At 40.3% G+C, this 20,313-nt stretch carries 12 protein-coding genes; 6 read left to right on the top strand and 6 right to left on the bottom strand.

The annotated features are described in order from the left end of the window. The first annotated feature begins 4 nt into the window (after positions 1–4). The 3 genes from WG954_RS07195 to WG954_RS07185 all read left to right on the top strand — a co-directional run bounded on the left by WG954_RS07195 (position 5) and on the right by WG954_RS07185 (position 4,388). On the top strand, positions 5–1,360 hold the full coding sequence (locus WG954_RS07195) for a Y-family DNA polymerase (protein WP_340434999.1): 1,356 nt from the start codon (positions 5–7) through the stop codon (positions 1,358–1,360). Between the two features lie 72 nt (positions 1,361–1,432). After that, complete coding sequence (locus tag WG954_RS07190) at positions 1,433–2,725, top strand: metal-dependent hydrolase family protein (RefSeq protein ID WP_340434997.1); 1,293 nt, start codon at positions 1,433–1,435, stop codon at positions 2,723–2,725. A 121-nt stretch (positions 2,726–2,846) separates the two neighbouring features. After that, positions 2,847–4,388 (top strand): sulfatase family protein, encoded by a 1,542-nt coding sequence (locus tag WG954_RS07185; protein WP_340434994.1) that lies wholly within the window; start codon positions 2,847–2,849, stop codon positions 4,386–4,388. A 15-nt stretch (positions 4,389–4,403) separates the two neighbouring features. Here the strand turns inward: WG954_RS07185 and WG954_RS07180 are convergent, their stop codons facing one another. Next, positions 4,404–7,013 (bottom strand): MGH1-like glycoside hydrolase domain-containing protein, encoded by a 2,610-nt coding sequence (locus tag WG954_RS07180; RefSeq protein WP_340434992.1) that lies wholly within the window; start codon positions 7,011–7,013, stop codon positions 4,404–4,406. Between the two features lie 177 nt (positions 7,014–7,190). Next, positions 7,191–7,997 (bottom strand): N-acetylmuramoyl-L-alanine amidase, encoded by an 807-nt coding sequence (locus WG954_RS07175; RefSeq protein WP_340434990.1) that lies wholly within the window; start codon positions 7,995–7,997, stop codon positions 7,191–7,193. A 136-nt stretch (positions 7,998–8,133) separates the two neighbouring features. Between WG954_RS07175 and WG954_RS07170 the strand changes: the two genes are divergently transcribed. Next, positions 8,134–8,721: a WG repeat-containing protein gene (locus WG954_RS07170; protein ID WP_340434987.1), complete on the top strand. Its 588-nt coding sequence runs from the start codon at positions 8,134–8,136 to the stop codon at positions 8,719–8,721. A 43-nt stretch (positions 8,722–8,764) separates the two neighbouring features. Here the strand turns inward: WG954_RS07170 and WG954_RS07165 are convergent, their stop codons facing one another. The 4 genes from WG954_RS07165 to WG954_RS07150 form a co-directional block, all read right to left on the bottom strand. Further along, complete coding sequence (locus WG954_RS07165; RefSeq protein ID WP_340434986.1) at positions 8,765–12,124, bottom strand: methylmalonyl-CoA mutase family protein; 3,360 nt, start codon at positions 12,122–12,124, stop codon at positions 8,765–8,767. 126 nt (positions 12,125–12,250) lie between these two features. Further along, on the bottom strand, positions 12,251–13,747 hold the full coding sequence (locus WG954_RS07160; RefSeq protein ID WP_340434983.1) for a RagB/SusD family nutrient uptake outer membrane protein: 1,497 nt from the start codon (positions 13,745–13,747) through the stop codon (positions 12,251–12,253). A gap of 21 nt (positions 13,748–13,768) precedes the next feature. Beyond that, a complete protein-coding gene (locus WG954_RS07155; RefSeq protein ID WP_340434982.1) occupies positions 13,769–16,738 on the bottom strand; it encodes a SusC/RagA family TonB-linked outer membrane protein in 2,970 nt (989 codons plus the stop codon). Positions 16,739–16,920: 182 nt separating this feature from the next. Continuing rightward, the gene (locus WG954_RS07150) at positions 16,921–17,613 is read right to left on the bottom strand and encodes a zinc metallopeptidase (RefSeq protein WP_340434980.1); all 693 of its coding nucleotides are present in this window, start codon (positions 17,611–17,613) and stop codon (positions 16,921–16,923) included. Between the two features lie 509 nt (positions 17,614–18,122). On the opposite strand from WG954_RS07150, the gene radA reads away from it, so the two are divergent. Together radA and WG954_RS07140 are read left to right on the top strand one after the other, a co-directional pair. Next, positions 18,123–19,517, top strand: coding sequence for a DNA repair protein RadA (gene radA / locus WG954_RS07145; protein ID WP_340434978.1), 1,395 nt, complete (start codon positions 18,123–18,125; stop codon positions 19,515–19,517). A 70-nt stretch (positions 19,518–19,587) separates the two neighbouring features. Next, positions 19,588–20,292 carry a ComF family protein gene (locus WG954_RS07140; RefSeq protein ID WP_340434976.1) on the top strand — a complete coding sequence of 235 codons (705 nt, stop codon included), beginning with the start codon at positions 19,588–19,590 and terminating at the stop codon, positions 20,290–20,292. Positions 20,293–20,313: the final 21 nt, after the last annotated feature.

Below are 20,313 nucleotides of genomic sequence, written 5' to 3'. Positions count from 1 at the left end.
AAGTATGCCAGCAACATTACAATCCATACAACCCGATCTGTTCACACAACACACTGTGAATGGAAACTACCATAGCATGTATGCCATTGTTGATTGCAATAATTTTTATTGCTCCTGCGAACGCTTATTCAAACCACATTTGGATAATAAGCCTGTTGTGGTGCTTAGTAATAACGATGGCTGTATTATCAGCCGCAGCGATGAAGCGAAGTTGTTGGGCGTAGATATGGCCGGACCTTATTTCATGGCGAAGCCATTGATTAAAAAACATGATGTGGCTGTGTTTAGCAGTAACTACAACTTGTACGGCGATTTGAGTATGCGGGTAATGGATACATTGCGTTCCATTATTGGTGAGCAGAATGTGGAAGTGTATTCAGTAGATGAAGCGTTTGTGGACCTGAGTATGTTCCCCACAGAAGAGCTGGATCGTATTGCACGTGATATGAAAGCAACTGTTGAACAATGGACAGGCATCAAAGTATCCATCGGCGTTGCGCCAACCAAAGTATTATCCAAGCTGGCGAATCGCTTATCAAAAAAGAATAAAGAAAAATCAGGTGGCGTAATTGTGCTGGACACAATGGAGAAAATAAAAAAATCATTAGCAATAACACATATTGGTGATATCTGGGGAGTGGGTGGCCAGTATGCAAAGAGATTAAAAGAACAATGGTTTATTGATGATGCATTGCAGCTGAGTAAAATGAGTGAAGAGTTTGGCAGGCTGCATTTAGGTGGCGTGGTGGGTGTACGTTTGATCCGTGAACTGAATGGCATTGCATCAAAAGATATGCAGGACGAACTGGTGAATAAAAAAATGATCGCTACCACTCGTATGTTCGGCAGCCCGGTTGGCGATATCAATGATATCAAAGAGGCCGTTGCTACCTATACATCAAGGGCTGCCGAAAAATTAAGACGACAACACAGTGCTGCCAACATCATCAGCATATTCGTCGTGTCGAAAGAAGAAAATCACAATGCCACATTCAACCGTGGCATTACACACAGCACATATACCACTTTGCCCACTGCTACTTCGTTTACCAATGAATTAATTAAGCCAGCTGTTGCAATGGTTGATTGTTTATTCAAAGAAGGAACGTTGTACAAAAAAGCAGGTGTGATGTTGAGCGGACTTGTTCCCGATGCTTCTATTCAAGGAAACTTATTTCTTCCTGAAACAAAAAACAATGGCCGGTTGCTGATGGATATGATCGACAATATCAACTTCAGTCAACGGGATGATGTGTTGAAGTTTGCAGCAAGTGGCACTACCAGAGACTGGAAGATGCGGCAAGAACTGCGCAGCCCACGTTATACGACAAGATGGGAAGAATTGTATGAAGTACGGTAAGATGAACCATTGATCCTTTTTACTGTTATGGATAACAGTAATTCGGTACATTCATTTTCCTAAACCAAACACATGAGAAAAATTATTTTCCTGCTTCTGCTGCAGGCTGTTGCCCTCTTTTCGTTTGCACAACAGAAGTCCATCGCCATTCAATGTGGTAAGATACTGGATGTGCGTAGCGGTAAAATTTTAGCGAACCAGGTGATTCTCGTAAAAGGAAACAAGATCGAATCAATTACTGATGCCTCCAACTTCAAACAAAAAACAGATTCGGTAATTGATCTGAAAGACTATTTTATTTTACCCGGACTGATCGACTGTCATACACATGTATTGCTGCAAGGCGATATTACAACCGAAGATTATGATGTACAGGTGTTAAAAGAATCCATTCCTTACCGTACGCTTCGTGCATCGAAAAGTGCCTATCAATCTTTACTGAATGGCTTCACGACTATCCGTGATCTTGGAACCGAAGGTGCAGGTTATGCGGATGTTGATATTAAGAAAGCGATCAATAAAAATATAATTCCCGGGCCCAGAATGTTTGTATCAACCTTAGCGATCAACACAACGGGGCATTATTTAATTGCGGAGAAAGATTATGCATGGGAATTGAAATTACCCAAAGGTTTACAGGAAATTACCGGTGCTGATGAAGGACGCAAAGCGGTGCGTACACAAATTGCCTATGGTGCCGATTGGATAAAAATTTATGCCGATCGTGGCTATGTGCGTTTGCCCAATGGTGGTTACAAAAGCATTCCCAATTTTACAAAAGAAGAAATTGAAGCGATTGCTGATGAAACACTCAAAAGCAGGAAAAAATTAGCGGCGCACGCTGTTACTCCTGATGGCATTATTTATTCCATCAATGCAGGTGCAAGCAGTATTGAACATGGCTTTGGCATGAATGAAGAATGTATGCAACTGATGGCAAAGAAAAATGTATTCTGGTGCCCAACTATTTATGTGAACGATTTTGTGGCAGAAGGAAGAGCAAAAGCAGGAAGCCTCATCAATAAATATTTCGCAGAATCGGAACCTGAAGTTTTTAAAAAAGCAATGAGCTTTGGTGTGAAGATCGCTTATGGCACTGATATTGGCGGTTACGATTGGAACGAACCGCAAAGCAAAGATTTTGAATACTTCATTCAATATGGGATGCATCCATTGCAGGCTATTCAAACTGCAACCATCAATGCAGCAGAGTTACTGGAACAAACAGGCTTGATCGGTGAAATTATTCCCGGAGCATTTGCCGATATTATTGCGGTGAAAGAAAACCCAATCACCAATATTAAAGTGTTAGGTGATATAAAGTGGGTAATGAAAGATGGAAAAGTATATAAGCATAGCAAATAAGAAATGAAAATTTTCGAACGAACAGGGAGGCTAGTAGCCTCCCTGTTCGTTTAAAGTTGACACATTTTGCTTCTATCCATTTTCAAATCTACATATCCTGCAACTATTGTAACTTTCGGCTATGCGATTTTTCTTCTTTTTCCTGCTTTGTTGCCAATCTGTTTTTGCACAACAGCCAAACATCATTTATATCATGAGCGATGATCATGATAACGATGCCATCAGTGCATACAACAAACAATTTATTCAAACGCCCAATATTGATCGTCTTGCAAAAGAAGGTGTTCGTTTCAACAGGGCGTTTGTAGGAAACTCTATTTGTGCACCTGCACGTGCTACATTACTGACAGGACAGCATTCGCATAAAAATGGTGTTAAGAATAACAGCACAGCATTCGATACAACAAAAATTACTATTGCGCATCATTTAAATAATGCTGGTTACCAAACTGCATTGATCGGCAAATGGCATTTAATTTCCCGTCCGCAAGGTTTTGATCACTGGAAAATATTGCCGGGCATGGGTCAGTACCACGATACAAGAATGATCTTAATGAGCGGCGACACCATCACAACCAGAGGTTATTCTGCTGATGTAATTACGGATGATGCATTGAGCTGGTTAAATAATCGTGATAAGAACAAGCCTTTTGCCTTGTTCTTTCATCATAAAGCACCGCACCGAAATTTTGTTCCTGATCTGAAACACTTAGAGCAATTTATTAAACGCACATACCCTGAACCATCAACTTTGTATGCTGATACTACAGGAAGAGGAGCGGCCTGGTACAAACAAACGATGAGCATTTTGCTGGATATGCGTTTGAGTCCCGATCTGAAAGTTGATCCTGCTTACCTGCTTGATATTCCTGAATTAAAACCAACTGCCGATGATATTGCGGTGTATAATGCTACCATCAAGCGCATGCCCGAAGCGCAACGTAACCGCTACAAAGAAATTTATGCAGAGCGTGGCAAACTGATACAGGAAAAAAAATTACGTGGAAAGCAATTGTTGAAATATAAATACCAATGGTACATGCAGGATTATCTTGCCTGTATCGCTTCTGTTGATGAAAGTGTGGGAAAAATATTAAACTATCTCGATGAAAACAAACTCAGCAACAATACCGCAGTTATTTATACCAGCGACCAGGGATTTTATTTAGGTGAAAACGGTTGGTTCGATAAACGTTTTGCATACGATGTGAGTATGCAAACACCTTTACTTATTCGCTGGCCCGGTCGCATTAAAGCAAATACCGTGAGCAATACAATGGTGCAGAATATTGATTTTGCACCAACGATCTTAGATTTTGCCAACGCAAAGATTCCGTCTTCAATGCATGGCGTTAGCCTCAAGCCTTTGCTTACAGGTAAACAAAAAACGATCAGCCGGAAATATCTGTACTATCATTACTACGAGTTTGTAAAAGATCATACGGTCATTCCGCATCTTGCTGTTCGTGGTGAGCAGTACAAGCTTATTTATTTTTATACCGCCAATGAATGGCAGTTGTATGATCTGAAAAAAGATGCGGCAGAACAAAAAAATCTTATTCATTCTGCCGCACATCAATCCGTCATTAAACAATTGAAAATTGAATTGTTGAAGTTGAGAGATCAATATGATGATCATGAACCTGCGGGTGAATTGAATTAGATTGCTTATTTATCCTTACGCAAATTCATGCAACAACTCTGCTACCAGCGCCGTCCATCCTGTTTGATGGTTTGCGCCTAATCCTTTCCCACTGTCACCATTAAAATATTCGTAGAAGAGAATCAAATGTTCATTACCCGGTTGCTTATAAAACCAATTGTAATCTTCATAACAACGTCGCTCACCTTTTTCGTTTATGCTGAACATGTTTACAATACGTGTCGATAATTGTTTTGCCACATCACGCAGGTTGAGGTAGTTGCCTGAATCAGTCGGGTATTCAACCTTCACACTGTCGCCATAAAAATCACCAAAGCTTTTAATCGATTGAATGGTAAGAAAATTCAACGGCAACCATACTGGTCCACGCCAGTTACTGTTGCCGCCAAACATATCACTGGTACTATCACCCGGATCGTATTGAATAGAATAAACCTGCCCATCGATCTCAACCGAGTAAGGATTTTTTTCATGATCTTTTGACAAAGCCCTGATGCCACCAACTGATAAAAACTCTGCTTCATCCAACAGACGGGTAAGAATTGCAAGTAAACGTTCTCTCGGCACAAGAGAAATAAGAATCTCTTCGCTATCACTCTTTTCTTCGTTCGGCCAAAAGCGTCCTTTTGATTTTCGGTAATTCTCAAACCATGAAATACGTTTTCTGAAATCACGCAGCCTTGCCAAACTACCTTTATGAATAGTTGATACTGCAAACAGACTGGTTAACCCCACAGCCGATTTTATTCGCAAAGGCAGATGACTTCCATCGTGCAGTACCAATACATCGTAATAGAATTTATCTTCTTCATTCCAGGTGTGTTGTTCATTCAATGCTTCGGCGATCAATACAAAATGTTCAAAGAAGCGTGTAGCTGTATCTTCAAATGCATCATCATACATGGCAATCTCTAACGCAATATCCATCATGTTCAATGCATACATACCCATCCATGCAGTACCATCGGCCTGCTCCAATTGATGATTGCCGGGAATATGATGAGATCGATTGAACACACCAATATTATCAAGACCTAAGAAACCTCCCTGAAATAAATTATTTCCATTTTCATCTTTACGGTTGATCCACCAGGTAAAGTTGATAATGAGTTTTTGAAAGATGCGTTTAAGAAACTGAACATCGCCTTTTCCTGTGCGGCGCTTTTCAATATTGTATACATACCATGCAGCGGTTGCATGCACCGGTGGGTTTACATCGCCAAAGTTCCATTCGTATGCCGGCAATTGCCCATCTGGTTTCATATACCACTCACGCATAATAAGCAACAGCTGATGTTTTGCGAACACCGGATCAACTGCCGCCATTGCAATACATTGAAAAGCCAGATCCCATGCTGCATACCAGGGGTATTCCCATTTATCGGGCATGGAAATAACATCTGCGTTTTTGAGATGCGTCCAGTCACTATTACGACCAAATTTCTTCCCATTGTTTGGAGAAGTAATACCATCTCCATCGTTGATCCATTGTTCAACGTCAAAGGAATAAAATTGCTTACTCCACAATAAGCCGGCATAAGCCTGGCGTGAAATACGTTTCTGATCTTCTGTTAATGCAGGCGAAATAACCGACGCATAAAAATCATCAGCCTCTTGTTTACGTTGATGAAACAAATATTCAAAGCCTTCATAAAAAGGCTGATTCATATAACCATCTACCAACCTGCAATAAATTGTTTTTGTTTCGTGCGCCTTCAGCCGCAGATCATATACAGGTGAACACTTGGTCCCTGCTTTTTTGTCACGAAGCTTCTTCTTGTTTTGTTTATTGATTACCGCATCATGAAACGCATCCTTTACAAAAATCGATTTGTTTGGAGTGCCATTGAATTTCTCCTTGTTGGTTTCATTCTCTGTAAACCAAAGATCATCTGCTTCAGAAAAATAGAAATAATAATCACCAAGTCGGTTATGCCATGCATGCACACTGTTCTTGTTTACATATTCAAGTAACGGCTTCATCTGCTTCTCGTCAGTACTCCACTTATTCGAAAACCAAAGTGTAGGTAATACCGTAAGATCGGCTGCACGATGATAAAGATTGGTGATATCAATTTTAATAAACACATCGTTACCACTTTGCTTGGCATAGGTCACCTTTACATCGAAGTAATGATTATTACGAAATACAGGCGTATCTAAAATTTCATACTCCGGTTCAAGCCTGTTACGTTTCTTATTTTCTTCGTACAGTTTTTTATAAGGAAATGCACTCTGCGGATACTTGTATAAATATTCCATGTAATAGTGTGATGGAACATTGTCGAGATAGTAGTACAATTCTTTTACATCTTCGCCATGGTTACCACTGTAGTTGCCAAGGCCAAATAAGCGTTCTTTTAAGATCGGATCCTTCCCATTCCATAACGCCACACTAAAACAAAGATTCTGGAAATAATCAGAGATGCCTGCCAACCCATCTTCACCCCATAAATAAGAACGAAAGTGAGAATGTTCAAAAGGGAAATAACCCCATGCATCTCCATGTTCTCCATAATCTTCACGTACCGTTCCCCATTGCCGCTCGCTGAGGTAAGGTCCCCAACGTTCGAGCGGAACAGTTTTATTTGCATTTTCTGATAATCGTTGTTGCTCTGCTGTCATACTTTTTTATTTAACCGATTCTTCAAAAGGTAGCGGATTCTTTAACAGGCAATATATCGTTTTTATACAGTTTTAACCTTGCGACGCAACATCGCAAACGTTTCCTGTTGCAATCTTTTAATATGGAGCAATCACAGAAAGATGATTCTGTTTAGAACAATCAGACGTTGAATAAAGTTACAGGTATTTTTTATGCAGCTGAAACAGCACTTTCGTTGCTTCGGGAGTCATTCCTTTTGTTGTATCCATCAGGAAATGCCGTTTAAATCCAACAATTGCTGCCGATGTGTCTTTTACATCGTATCCAACAATGCGGATAGCTGTAAGATAATCAAAATTTTCAGGCACCTGCACATTGCTGGTATCGCTCCACCATAAGCCAAATCCTTTTTCACTCAATTTTTGCCAGGGGAAACGCCAGTTAGGATCATTTTTACGTGTTGGTGCAATATCGCCATGACCAATGAAGTTTGCTGTTGGAATGTTGAATGATTTTTTTAACCGCTCTAATAATAAATTCAAACTATTGAGTTGTGCTTCATCAAACGGTTCAAATCCATTATTGTCTAACTCAATACCAATACTGTTTGAATTAATGTCAGTCGAATTGCCCCACTTGCTCACACCTGCATGATGAGCACGCAAATAATCATTCAACATATGATACACTGTTCCATCTTTACAGATCACATAATGCGCACTTACCTGGGTACGTGGTAACGTAAACGTTTTTAATGTTTGCTCGCAACTGTTTTGTGCTGTATGATGAATGATGACAAAATTTGGCCTGCGCATCGAGAGGTTTGTCGTTCCGGCAAAATAAGGAGCGTTGGCTACTGAATCCTGCAATGGATACTGACTTAATAATTTTGCAAACGTCTTAGTCTGTTTTTTATACGATTTGTTGGTAACCCTGTATGGATTGTTTGAACAACTGTTGATCAACAACGCCAAAACAGCTAGTAGTAAACACAGTTTTCCCATGGCAGCAAGTTACGTATTTACAAGAAAAGCCCGTTTTCTGCTCATCGTCATCCCCGCAAATGCCTGTCATCATTGAATTAGATAAGATCAGGTTCTAACTTAACATATGATTTTTAACACACTAAAAATATGAACAATGAAAAAGTATCTCATTCTGATCATGCTGTTCATTGCTTTAGATTCAAGTGCACAAAGCTGGGTGAAACTTTACGATTATGTAGATGAGTTTGCGTTTGGTCTTGCAAAAGTTTCAAAAGAAAACAAGTATGGCTATGTTAATATGAAAGGAGAATTGGTAGTGCCACTGATCTATGATGAGGCAATGACGCTTCGTGAAGGCAAAGCAACTGTACGTAAAGAGAACAAATGGGGTTATATTGATTCAACCGGTAAAGAATTGATAGAATTTAAATATGAAGATGCCGGCTGTTTCCGTGAAGGATTGGCGGTAGTACGCATGCATGGAAAATATGGTTTTGTTGACCATAATTTCGCAGTGATAATTCCGTATCAGTTTGAAAATGCAAGGGGTTTTGCAGAAAGCCTTGCTCCGGTTTCAAACAGTAAGGGCTTATGGGGTTACATTAATAAAAGCGGGAAATTGGTTTTCGAATACCAATACAACTTTGCTGATTTTTTTGTTGATGGACAAGCACGTGTGATGAAAAATGGCAGCCTCATCATGATTGATAAGAAAGGAAAAGAAATAAAAGAGAACGAATGATGAAGATGTTTAAAAAGATGCCGCTCACATGAGCGGCATCTTTTTACATATTTCTACGGTATTGACCTCCTACTTCATACAATGCATGAGTGATCTGTCCCAATGAACAATATTTCGCCGTTTCCATGAGCTGGGCGAAAATATTACCGTTACTTACAGCCACCTGTTTTAACTTTTTCAGTTCATCGTTGCTGCGTTGTTCATTCCGCTTCCAGAAAGAATGCAGATTATTGATCTGTTGTTCTTTTTCTTCTGTTGTGCTGCGGATTACTTCACCGGGAACAATGGTTGGACTTCCTTTTTTGTTGAGGAATGTATTTACGCCCACAATTGGTAATTCGCCCGTATGTTTCTGATGTTCGTAAAACAAACTTTCTTCCTGTATCTTATTACGTTGATACATCCGCTCCATTGACCCCAATACACCCCCACGTTCAGTAATGCGGTTGAACTCTGTCATTACTGCATCTTCAACTAAATCGGTTAACTCTTCAATTAAGAATGCACCTTGGTTTGGGTTTTCATTTTTTGCTGTACCAAGTTCCCGATTAATGATCAACTGAATAGCCATTGCTCTGCGCACACTTTCTTCCGTCGGTGTGGTAATTGCTTCATCGTATGCATTTGTGTGCAGTGAATTACAGTTATCGTAAATAGCATATAATGCCTGCAGCGTGGTACGTATATCGTTGAAGTCAATTTCCTGTGCATGCAAACTGCGGCCACTTGTTTGAATATGATACTTCAACATCTGGCTGCGTTTATTAGCTTTGTATTTATACTTCATCGCCTTTGCCCAAATCTTTCTTGAGACTCTTCCAATCACACTATACTCAGGATCCATTCCATTACTGAAGAAGAAAGAAAGATTCGGTGCAAAATCATCAATGTTCATTCCACGGCTTAAATAGTATTCAACATACGTGAATCCATTAGCTAGTGTGAATGCTAATTGTGTGATGGGATTTGCACCTGCTTCAGCAATGTGATAACCACTGATGCTTACGCTATAAAAATTTCGAACATTCTGTTGAATAAAATATTCCTGCACATCACCCATCAGCTTCAATGCAAACTCTGTTGAGAAGATACAGGTGTTTTGCGCCTGGTCTTCTTTTAAAATATCTGCCTGTACTGTGCCACGCACTTGTTGTAATGCAGTTTGCCTGCATTGTTCATATGCATCGGCTGGCAATACTTCATCGCCACTTAAGCCGAGTAAACGCAACCCAAGCCCATTGTTACCTGAAGGCAGTTCATTAGGTGAAGAGGTATTATTATAAACAGGTTTTGTTCCATTGCCGAATTTCTTTTCAAACGCTGCATCAACTAAGTGCTGCTGCCCATTCGCCTCAATCCATTTCTCACATTGTTGATCAATAGCAGTGTTCATAAAAAACGCCAGCAACATCGGAGCCGGACCGTTTATGGTCATACTTACCGATGTCTTTGGATCACAGAGATCGAAACCGCTGTAGAGTTTTTTTGCATCATCCACCGTTGCAATACTTACACCGCTGTTTCCTACTTTACCATAAATGTCGGGACGATGAGCAGGATCTTCACCATATAATGTAACACTGTCGAATGCGGTTGATAAACGCTTGGCCGGTTGATCAAGTGAAACGTAGTGAAAACGTTTATTAGTACGTTCGGGACCACCTTCGCCAGCAAACATTCTCGTTGGATCTTCGCCCTCACGCTTCAATGGAAACACACCTGATGTAAAGGGGAAACTGCCGGGCACATTTTCCTGCGCCTGCCATTTTAATAAATCGCCCCAATCTTTATACTTCGGCAACACCACTTTCGGAATTCTTGTACCACTTAAACTGGTGCTGAACAAAGGTTGCTTGATGACTTTATCACGTACTTTGTACTCGTAAAAATCCTGCTGATAAGCTTTTACTTTCTCGGGCCAGTGTGCAATAAGTTTTTTTGCCACTGGTGTTTGTTGTTCGGCGAGTTGATGAATTTGCTTTTCTATTTCTTCAATAACTGTTGAAGAAGCATTAACTGCCGTGAGCGTTTGCTTTGCTCCCTGCAGTTGGTAAATCTTTGAAGCAATTGTTGCCTGCTCTTCTACCAATTGATTATAATCTTTAATAGCATCTGCAATTTCGCTGAGGTAACGCACACGAGCAGGTGGGATGATCAATGATTTGCTAACTGTATCTCGGTGTGCTACATGCTCTACTCCCCCAAACTTTACATTCGCTTTTGTTTCAACTGCATGAATAATTTTTTCAAATAGTTCATTAACTCCTGCATCATTAAACTGCGAAGCGATAGTGCCGACAATCGGCAACGTTTCATCCTTCGCCATAAACAGTTGATGATTGCGTTTGTATTGTTTACGTACATCTGCCAATGCATCCAACGCTCCTGCTTTATCAAATTTGTTGATGGCAATTACATCGGCATAATCAAGCATATTGATCTTTTCAAGTTGTGATGCTGCACCATATTCCGGTGTCATCACATATAAACTCACATTACAGTAATCAAGTATCGATGCATCGCTTTGTCCAACACCTGCGCTTTCGAGAATGATAAAATCAAAGCCTGCTTCTTTACAAATGTCGATCGCTTCCTGCACATGTGCACTTAATGCTTTATCACTTTCACGTGTTGCCAGGCTACGCATATAAGCTCGTGGACTGGAGATGGAATTCATCCGAATACGATCGCCCAGCAATGCTCCGCCGGTTTTTTTCTTTGATGGGTCAACAGAGATAACAGCAATTGTTTTATCTGAAAATGCATTGAGATAACGCCTAACAATTTCATCTGTTACAGATGATTTTCCTGCACCACCTGTTCCGGTAATTCCGAGAACGGGAACATTGGAATTTGGAATTTGGAATTTGGAATTTCCATTACCGTTTTCCGCATTGGTGATCTTTCTTGCAACCGTTCTTACATCTTTCAATTCGCCAAGCGTCATCGGATTTTTATAATCACCACTTCCATTCAATGAAATATCACATTGTTTGATCACATCTTCAATCATTCCTTCAAGACCCATATGTCTTCCATCATCAGGCGAATAAATTCTTGTGATGCCGTATTGGTGCAGTTCTTCAATTTCTGTTGGAAGAATTGTTCCTCCACCACCACCAAAAATTTTGATATGACCGCAACCGTTTTCCACCAATAGATCTTTCATGTATTTGAAAAACTCCACATGCCCACCCTGGTAAGAGGTAATAGCAATACCCTGTGCATCTTCTTCAATCGCTGCTTCTACAATTTCATGTACACTCCGGTTGTGACCAAGATGAATAATTTCAGCGCCTTTGCTTTGCATGATGCGGCGCATGATGTTGATTGCTGCATCATGACCGTCGAATAAACTGGCAGCGGTAACGATCCGGACTTTATTGAAAGGGGAATAACTCATAAATTTTATTGGCGACGCTTAACTAACAGATGTTGGCAAAAATAGTTAATTCTCCTGCAAGGTAATGGGTAAAAAAAATGCTCCTTTGAAAGGGAGCATTTTTTTTATTTACCGAATCCGTACTTTTTAATTGTATCCAGGATTTTGCTTCAGATTAGGATTTGCATTGCGGATCTGATCATGAATTGGCAAGTTCCATTCTCTGTCTGTAGGCGCCAAAGAACAATCACCAGCGGGAGTAAGAGTTGTGTTACCGCAAGGAGCCCCACGTTGAACTGTTCTGGTTGTGCGCTTCAAATCAAAAAAGCGATGACCTTCACCAACTAATTCTCTTCTTCTTTCATCAGCTATAGCACTTATTAAAGCCTGACCTGCAAGTACCACCGGAACATATCCAGAAATACGGGCTGCCCGCAAAGCATTTAAGTCAGCAAGTGCAGCTATTTCATTTGCACCACCTAGGCGTGCGTTTGCTTCTGCACGGATCAAATACATTTCGCCACTACGAATTGCGGGGAAATTTGCTGATCCATCAGCTGCAGTGCCTTTACCTTGATACTTAGTGAGAGCAAGACCCCCGTTTACAATACTGAAGAAAGCATTATACCTAATATCGTTACTCTGAAGCAAACCGCTATTACCAGCAGTAACCGCTATGTCAAAAGATGGTCTGAAATAACTACGTGAACTCGTTACAAAGTAAACAAGAAAAGTAGGGCCACCTTGCCCTGCTTCAAACTGAACGTTCCAGATAATTTCTCCACGGCTCGTTTGATTATACATGCCAGAAAAAGCGCCTTGTGTAGTTGCCAACGGTCGGTTGCTCAAAGCATTCGTAGCTGCAGTAGCTGCGTCTGCCCAATTACCAGCATACAAGTTAATTCTGGCAGAAATTGCATACGCAGCATTACGATCGATCAAAGGTCTTGTTAAACCACTTGCTGCATTAATAGGCTGATCGATATTTCCAAGCAATGTGATAGCTGTGTTGATATCCGAAAAAAGTTTATCGTAATACTCTTTGTTCGATAGACGAGATGGTTTTAATTCAGCTGAAACAGTAAACTCTGTTGTATAGCCTAAAGCCAACTCTGTTGTACTATTACGGTCAAAACTGTTGGCAAAATAGCGCATTAAATCAAAGTGAGCCAGAGCCCTTATAGCGTAGGCTTGTCCTTTAATCCTGTTTGCTTGTAGTTGATTGGCTGAAGTTGTAAACTTATCTATATCTCTCAACACAATGTTTGCAGCAGCAATAACACCATATGGTGCAGAATAGAAACTTAAGGTTTGGCCAGTTGAAGGATCATAAATCCAGTCGGCCATTACTCTCGAATTCGCCAAACTTTCATTGGCTGTCTCATAAAGATTATCGCTCAATACATCTGGCATCAAAGACCAACCTGCACCAGTTCCACTTCCTGAACCATAATAGTTCGCATTTCTAAACCCTGCATAGGCCCCGGTTAACACTTCTTCTACCTGTTTAATACTGGAAGGATTTGACAGAGCATCCAACGAAAATTCGGGCGTCAGGTCAATAACCTCTTTTTTTGTGCAAGCCTGCAACGTAGCTACAGCCGCAAAAACGATCAATGCTTTTCTTATATTCTTGTAAATCATAATTATTCTTTTTCAGGTTTATTAAAATCCAATGTTCAAGCCAACTGTAGTTTGTATCAAAGCAGGGTATTGAGCACCTGTCAATGACGCGCCAGTTGTTTCAGGATCAAAGCTTTGGAATTTAGTTGCTGTCCACCAGTTCTGTCCTTGAATAAAAATTCTTGCAGAACGCATTTTTGCTTTCGCTAATAGTTTAGAATCGAATGTGTAGCCAAGTGTTACGTTACGAAGACGCCAGAAACTTGCATCTTCCAAGAAACGGGTCGTTTCAGAACGATACGGGTTTGCAGGACCGAGTGCAGTAGCACCTGCTGATGGTCTTGGAACATCTGTTATATCGCCTGGTTGACGCCATTCTTTTAACACCTCTACGTGCATATTATCCCAATAATATTGTGGGTTAGTGAGGTTATTTTGATCGTTATTATATTGAACACGATCAAGGAAGAAGTTGATTTGAGCACTCAGATCGAAGCCTTTGTAAGACCAACTGCTGGTAATACCACCAAACCATGGAGCATCTGATGTTCCAAAATAATTCTTCCAGCTAGTGCTATAACCCATTGAAACGCTCTTGTCAAACTTGTTGATGTATTGTGCGTTGCCATTGGCAGGATTTACACCTGCATACTCTACCAGGAATAAAGTATTCAAAGGTTTACCCTCTTTCAAAATTGTTATACCTGAAACTACTGAGTCTTGAATCAAATCAAGAATTCTGTTTTGATTATAGGTAATGTTGCCTGTAATTGTCCAGTTGAAATCTTTGGAATTAAATATTTCACCACGGAGTGTAACCTCAATACCACGGTTGCGAAGGCTACCAAAATTACTAGGAATACTAGCAAATCCGGAATTTTGTGGGTCGATAAAATTGTTTGCAAACAAATCCGTTGTTTTGCGATCATATAATTCAACAGTCCCACTAAGCCTACGCTTCAATATTGCGAAATCGACCCCTACATTAATAGTGCGGTTGGTCTCCCATTTATAATCAAGGTTGCCTGGAGATGAAGGAGCCCATCCACCTATACCTGCATAAGAAATGGCACCAAATTGTGGTGTAACAAAATCGCCTGCTGCGGTTTGATTATTACCATTTGTACCAATGCTAGCTCTTAAGCGTAAATCATTGAAGAAGTTCACGTTTTCCATGAAATCTTCGTTTGTAACAGACCAGGTAATACCTGCAGACCCAAAATTGGCAAACCGATTGTTTACACCAAAACGTGATGACCCATCACGACGGCCAACGAGTGTCACATAGTATTTGTCATCGTACCCATAGTTAAAAATTCCGAAATATGATAAGAGGCCATTCCGAGAACCACCGCCCGAAACTGCAGGAATATAAAGAGGATTCGCTGCACTACCTTGCGTAATACCCGCTTCGTTTCTGAAGCCGTTAGTAAATCCGTAGGCAGTAAAACCAAAGCTACGAGATTGGTTTTTTACAACTTCCGTAAATAACCCTCCCTCTACTTCGTGCTTACCGAAAGTCTGTTTATAATTAACTGATGTAGTTCCGGTATATCGAAAATTGTATCCAGAGGCTCTTCCAAGAGAACCATTTCTCGCCTGAGCTCCTGCAGTGCGGGGATCATTAAAAGCTGCTGACTCATTATTTGTATAGTCAACACCCCAATTGGTTCTTGCAGAAAGACCTTTAAGGAAGGGAAAATGATACTCCAAATAAGAGGATGCAACACCTTTGATTTGATTTGAATAATTATAGTCAAGGAACAATTCCATAGCGCCGTTTGGTTGCCCCGAGATCAAATAACCTGGGCCACCGAATTGTTGAAAATCGCCCGTTGTTGGATCATACGCTCTTTCATAAGGATTAGACCACCGAATTGCATTCAACGGAGTACTAAGAAATGTATTTGCTTCAGATGTACCGGTTATCCTTGAAAAACCAGCCTGTAAATTCATTCCGAAACGGAAGTTTTTGATCGTATTGTCAACGTTAATTCGTGCTGTATAACGTTTTAACCCAGTTGTTTTAACGATCCCTTCCTGATCCATATATGATAAAGAAGCAAAAAAACGTGAAGCAGCTGAACCACCAGAAGCACTTAGCTGATGCTGGTGTGTAATACCGGTTTGAAACAATGCATCCCTCCAGCTAAAATTCACATTACGAAGGCTGTCAGCTTCGGCTGGAGTCCAACCATAAGGATTGCCACGCTGCAATTCATAATCAATTTTCTCTTTGCTGTTCATCAAAACCAATCTGTCTTTAGGTAAATCACTAAATCCGACCTGTGCATCATAATTTAGCTGAATTTGACCTGCTCGACCTCTTCGAGTTGTGATAACAATAACGCCATTGGCCCCACGTGAACCGTATTGTGCCGTTGCCACCGCATCTTTCAAGATTTCCACACGATCAAAATCACCTTGGTTCAACGATGCAAAATCGGCAGCATTGATCTCGATACCATCCATAATATAAAGTGGGACGTTACCGCCTGTGATTGAACCATTACCCCGAATTCGAACAACGGCGTTTGCACCTGGCTGACCGCTATTGGCAGCCACAGAAACACCTGCTGCTTGCCCTTGAAATGCCTGATCAAAAGAACCGAATGGCTGTTTTCTTACTTCTGTAGGAGATATGTTTACAGTTGCTCCTGAAAACTTCTTACGCTGCAAGGTTGTATAACCTGTTACAACTACTTCGGAAATACTTTTTGATTCTCCTTGAGACATTGAAACAGTAACTGGGCCATCCCCAATGGTTACTTCGATATCACTAAACCCAATTGAAGAAATCTCGAGTTTACGAGTACCTGCGGGAACTTTTACTGAAAATTCTCCGGTAGCAGATGTTACTCCGACTGATCTTCCATTTACACTGATCGTAGCTCCGGCAATAGGATTGCCATCTTTGCTATCAACCACTTTACCTGTTACTTCCTTAGTTTGTGCCCAAAGCTGACACAAAGACAATAGAAAGACTATTGCCAATCCTAGCATTTTTCTCATGTGATAGTTATTTTGGTTTCGAAAATATGGGAAAAAAATTAACAAAAATTTTCCTGTTTAACAGACATCAAAAAAACCTGGCCTGCTGCATATATTTCAATATTTAGTGATTCTCTTCCAAAAAGACAAAAAGAGCCCGTAATGATCAAAATGTCGGCTCTTAATTTTGTTTTAGGAGATACTTAATCCCGTCTGCTCATATATATTAAAATGTACTGCACCAGTGTTACAATTGATGCGATGGCTGCAACAACATAGGTAGTGGCTGCCCACTTCAACGCATCTTTGGCACCGGGGTGTTCTTGGGCAGTTGTGGCATTGGTTCGCTCCAGCCAGGCAAGCGCTCGGTTACTGGCATCAAACTCTACAGGAAGGGTGATGAGTGAGAACACTGTGGTAGCTGCAAATAGCAGAATACCAATTAATAATACAGTTGGGTTACCACCTCCAAAGCCCAGGATGCCGACACCAATAGCCAATATCCATTGGGAAAGCGTGGTGCTTACCTGCACAATGGGCACCAACCTTGAACGCAGCATAAGCCATTGATAGGCAGTGGCGTGCTGTACTGCATGGCCTACTTCGTGGGCCGAAACTGCGGCTGAGGCAATCGACCGTCCATTATATACGTCCGGGCTGAGGTTTACTGTTTTATTCATGGGGTTATAGTGGTCGCTGAGGAAGCCATCAACAGAAACCACCTGCACATCATAAATGCCATTTTCTTTCAACATTTTTTCGGCTACTTCTTTACCACTTAAACCGCTCATGAGGGGTTGCTGGCTGTAGTGCTTAAACTTGGATTTTAACCTCATTTGCACTAAAAAACCTATCCCCATAAAAAGAAGAGAGATCAATAAAATTCCTGGTGTCATAATCCATTTAAAATTTAATAACAAGTACCCCTCAAATTAGTTTCCAAAATATTTTTTTGCCAAATTTTTACGTAGAAAAGTTCGGGCTAAGTCGTTTTGACAGAGGGAGTTACGTTTACATGTTGCCGTAAGCAAAAGAGAAGCACGTTATCTGAAAACAGATTACTATAAGAAATTGATTATTAGTGTATTAAATAGGATTTATGCACATTGTCAGGCGAATTATTTTGGTAACACAGTTGCTTAGAATTTATGCACATCGGCCAAAAATAATTTTGTAATGTGGCGGCAATTTGTAATTTAGCAACAGAATTTAATGGGTTAGTAAGTACAAAGGGTTGGAAGAAATTCCAGCCCTTTTACTTTGTAGCAACTTCTCGCTTTTCTACATTTCATTTCTGCTGAATTTTTCTTTTTCATCATTCTTTTTTGATCACGCATATTCAAAAAAATAATTTCTTACTGATCATTTTTTTTAATGCACTTTTATACGATCGATATTTGAACACATGAGTAAAATCAAAACATCTTTTTTTTGTCAGAATTGTGGATACGAATCAGCAAAGTGGATAGGTAAATGTCCATCGTGTAATGAATGGAATACGTTTGTTGAAGAATTAATTACAAAAGATAAAAACAATCCGCAAAAACAAAGCTGGAAAGAAAGTGCCGGTAACGGTGAAATGAAAACAATTTCCTTGAGCAACGTAAAAAGCAGTGAAGAAAAAAGAATTGTTACAGAAGATGCAGAATTAAATCGTGTGCTCGGTGGTGGCATTGTACCGGGAAGTATTGTTTTAATTGCTGGTGAACCGGGTATTGGAAAATCAACGTTATTCTTACAAATAGGTTTGCATTTAAAAAATATTGTAACGCTATATGTAAGTGGTGAAGAAAGCGAACAACAAATTAAAATGCGTGCAGATCGTTTGCACATGAGCAACGAAGATTTTTATTTGCTTACCGAAACATCAACCAACACCATCTTCCAGGAAATAAAAAAACTGAAACCGCAGGTTGTTATTATTGACTCCATTCAAACGTTACAAACACCTTATATAGAAAGCGGACCCGGCAGTATTTCACAAATTCGTGAAACTGCGGCGGAGTTGCAACGCTTTGCAAAAGAAACCAACACACCTGTATTTCTCATTGGGCATATTACAAAAGACGGAAATATTGCCGGACCAAAAATCTTGGAACACATGGTTGATACGGTCTTGCAGTTTGAAGGTGATCGTCATTATGCATATCGTATTCTCCGTACTATGAAAAACCGTTTTGGTTCAACATCCGAACTTGGCATTTATGAAATGACTGAAACAGGTATGCGGCCCGTTATTAACCCCAGTGAAATTCTCATCACGCAAAAAGAAGATCAGCTAAGCGGTATTGCTATTGCTGCAACAATGGAAGGAATGCGGCCTTTGCTAATTGAAGTGCAGGCATTAGTAACACAAAGTGTATATGGTACTCCGCAACGAACAGTAAGTGGTTTTGATTTAAGGCGTTTGCAATTACTATTGGCAGTACTAGAAAAGCGTGGCGGCTTTCATTTCGGCATGAAGGATGTGTTTTTAAATATTGCTGGTGGTTTGAAAGTTGAAGATCCTTCAATCGATCTTGCAGTTTTATGTTCACTACTGTCGAGTTATGAAGATGTGCCGCTGAACCCGCACATTTGTTTTGCAGGTGAAGTTGGTTTAAGTGGAGAGATCAGGGCTGTTAACCGCATCGATCAACGGATTGCAGAAGCTGAGAAACTAGGTTTCGAAAAGATCATCATCAGCAAATACAATCTTGGTCAGCGGAAGGAGAATGAAAAAAAGTTGTTGCAGAAGTACAACATTGAAGTGATCACTATGAGCAAGGTGGAAGAACTGTATCAGTATTTGTTTCAATAAAAGCTGTAGGTAAATACAAAACTCTGCGTCATCACTTGCATATTTTGCGGCAGCGCTTTATCTTACTTTCATGATAAACACCCGTAAATTATTCAACGATTTTATTCATCTGCTCTATCCACATAACTGCGCCGGTTGTGGAAGTGATTTGCTGGAAAACGATCAATCGATCTGCATCCATTGTTACACCAATCTTCCTGAAACAAACTACGCAGCATTACCCGGCAACCCAATTGAAAAGATATTTTATGGCCGATTAGATGTTGAGCAGGCGACTGCCGGTTATTATTTCAGCAAAAATTCTGTGTTGCAGCGATTGATCCATCAACTTAAATACAATGGCAACATCGACGTTGGTCATCAACTTGGTCAATGGCTGGGCTTACAGCTGCAAAAAAGCAATCGCTTTAACACTGTTGATGCAATGATTCCTCTGCCACTTTATCCATCAAAAGAAAAAAAGCGTGGTTATAATCAGGCAACGATCTTATGTAATGGTATTGCCGAAATACTGAATGTTCCTGTTCTAAACAATGTAGTGCTTCGCAAGCGATACACCGATACTCAAACAAAAAAAGGACGTACTGAACGATTGCTAAATGTTGATGGCAGCTTTGAAGTAAGCGATGCCACTGCTCTGCAACAAAAACATGTATTGTTGGTTGATGATGTTGTTACTACAGGCGCAACGCTTGAAGCTTGTGGTCTTGTAATAAAAGAAACAGATAATGTGAAACTCAGCATTGCCACACTCGGCTGGTCGAGTGACGATTAAAACAAAAAACAAGTTTAACAA

Origin of the sequence: Lacibacter sp. H375 (assembly GCF_037892425.1) — a bacterium.
Taxonomy (GTDB): Bacteria; Bacteroidota; Bacteroidia; order Chitinophagales; family Chitinophagaceae; genus Lacibacter.
Note: the sequence above shows the minus strand (reverse complement) of the source record. Positions and strands in the feature narration are given on the sequence as shown.